Annotated in this window: 1 protein-coding gene; it reads left to right on the plus strand. The window is 65.1% G+C overall.

Annotation, left to right across the window (positions count from 1 at the left end; translation table 11 throughout):
- Positions 1–74 precede the first annotated feature (74 nt).
- On the plus strand, positions 75–1,973 hold the full coding sequence (locus JaAD80_RS29405; RefSeq protein ID WP_102299688.1) for a serine protein kinase: 1,899 nt from the start codon (positions 75–77) through the stop codon (positions 1,971–1,973).
- The last annotated feature ends 524 nt before the right edge of the window (positions 1,974–2,497 follow it).

The following is a 2,497-nucleotide window of genomic DNA, read 5'->3' on the forward strand; positions in this document are numbered from 1 at the left end:
CGCCGGCGGCGGCAGCAGCGGCAGACACAGCAGCAGCAGCGGGCGAAAGCCAGCGTGGGCACTTCGTGCGCAGCATGGCGGCCTACAGCGCGCAGCACCGCCTCAGTCCCTGGCGCGGCAGTTTCGCCGACTTCATCGACCAGGTCATGCCCGCCAACGCCACGCTGCTGGCGCGCAGCGCCCACCAGTATCTGTGGGACATGATGCGCTGGAATGGCCACACCGACAGCGATGGCCATTTCCGTTGCCGCCTGTTCAACGATGAACTGTTCGGCATCGACGACGCCATCGACCGCGTGGCCGCCTATTTCAAGGCGGCCGCCGCCGGCTCCGAGGTGGGACGGCGCATGCTTCTGCTGCTGGGCCCCCCTTCTGGCGGCAAGTCGACCATGGTGATCCTGCTCAAGCGGGGCCTGGAAGCATACAGCCGCAGCGAGGAAGGCGCGCTGTACGGCATCGCCGGCTGTCCCGTGCATGAATCGCCGCTGCAACTGGTGCCGCACGGCATGCGCGCCGATTTCCGCGCCAGCTACGGCGTCGACATCCATGGCGAACTGTGTCCGCATTGCAGTGCGCGCCTGGAAGAACAATACCAGGGCGACTTCCTGCGCATGCCCGTCGAGCGCATCGCCATCTCGGAAGCGGGCCGCTGCGGCATCGGCACCTATGCGCCGCACGATCCGACCACGGCCGACCTGGCCGACCTGGTGGGTTCCGTCGACCTGTCGAAAGTGGCGCAGTATGGCGATGAAGGCGACCCGCGCGCGTGGTCGTGGTCGGGCGCCGTGTATGCGGCCAGCCGGGGGATGCTGGAAATGATTGAGATCCTCAAGGTCAAGCGCGAATTTCTCTATTTGCTGCTGACCTTGACACAGGAAAAGAATGTCAAGGTATCGCGCTTTCCCCTGATCTACCTCGATGTATCGATCCTCGCCCACACCAACCTGGCGGAATTTCGCAAGTTCCTGCAAGAAAGCGAAAACGAAGCCCTGCTCGACCGCATGGTCATCGTCCAGGTGCCCTACACGCTCAACTACCGCGAAGAAGCGCGCATCTACCGCAAGCTGATCCGCTCGGCGGCGCCCGCCTTCCGCGACGTGCACATCGACCCCCACGCGCTGCATGCCGCGGCAGTGTTCGCCATTCTGAGCCGCATGCCGGACGGCGACGACAAGGAAGCCGACCTCGTCAAGAAGCTGCGCATCTATGCGAATGAAGAGGTGGACGACCTGCATGCGGCCGAGGTCAGGCGCTTGCGCGAGCACGACAGGTCACCCGACGAGGGCCTGGCGGGCGTATCGCCACGCTTTGTCATCAATGCCTTGTCGCACGCCATCATCGGCGCCCAGCGCAACAGCCTGTCGACCATGGATGTGCTGCTGGCCCTGAAGGACGGCATCGAGAGCGACGCGCGCATCGAACCCCGGCGCAAGCGCAAATGGATCGATTACCTGGTGCTGACGCGCAAGGATTTCTACAACCGCTGGGTCAAGGCCGACGTGCACAAGGCGCTGTTCGTCTCTTTTGAGCAAGAGGCGCAAGACTTGCTGAACAAATATCTCGATGAGGTCGAAGCCATGCTGGACAACCGGCAAATCCGCGACCCCATCACCAGCGAAGAACGCCGGCCAGATGAGCGCTTCCTGCGCGCCGTGGAAGAAAAGATCCATATCACCGATTCAGGCAAGCAATCATTCCGCCAGGAAGTAGTGCGCAAGGCCATGGGCGCCTTCAAGCGGGGCGAGACCTTCGGGCTGGCCAGCCATCTGCCCTTGCACGACGCCATCCAGCAGTATCTGTTCGAGCAGCGGCGCGACGTCCTGCGCCTGGTCAGCTCGGCCAAGCGGCCTGATGACGATGTGCGGGCCAAGATATCCGCCGTCGAGCAGCGCCTGGTCGATGAATACGGCTATGACGCCCACAGCGCGCGCGAGGCGCTCAACTACGTCACCACCTTGCTGGCGCAGGAGTAGAAATGTCCACCACGCTGACACCGGAGGGCGGCAGACGGCAAGATAGCCCGTTGGCGAAGGCGCCAGCGGCGGTGCCGGCTGCAGCATCAAACGGGCCGGATGCATCATCGTCAAGCCGGTCTTCGCCGGCTGCATCATCATCGGCTGGATCATCATCGACTCAACCATCGTCGCCCGCGCCATCGGCGACTGGCACAGCGCTGCCTGGCCCGCCCAGGGCGGGGACGCTGCTTTCGGCGACGCCGCAGCCCGAGACGCCCCTGCCTGGGGCGCCGCCTGATAGCACCCACGCCGGTGGCAGGCTGGCCCGGCCCTGGTATGCGCTGTTTTCGCGCGGCGCGCGCGACTGGCTGCGGCATAACCAGAAGGTGCGCGAAGCGGTGCAAGCACACCTGCCCGAGCTGATCGCCAGCCCCGACCTGATCGGCGGGCCGCAGCAGCGCAGTGTCCAGGTGCCCGTGCGCCTGCTCGAACATGCGCATTTCCGCCTGGCCCAGCCCCGCAGCAGCAACGGCGCGGGCCAG

Origin of the sequence: Janthinobacterium sp. AD80 (genome assembly GCF_002878455.1) — a bacterium.
Classification (GTDB): Bacteria; Pseudomonadota; Gammaproteobacteria; order Burkholderiales; family Burkholderiaceae_D; genus Janthinobacterium.

Excerpts from the sequence above, each read along its gene's own strand:
- JaAD80_RS29405 (WP_102299688.1), top strand. The coding sequence starts at position 75 with ATGGCGGCCTACAGCGCGCAGCACCGCCTCAGTCCCTGGCGCGGCAGT.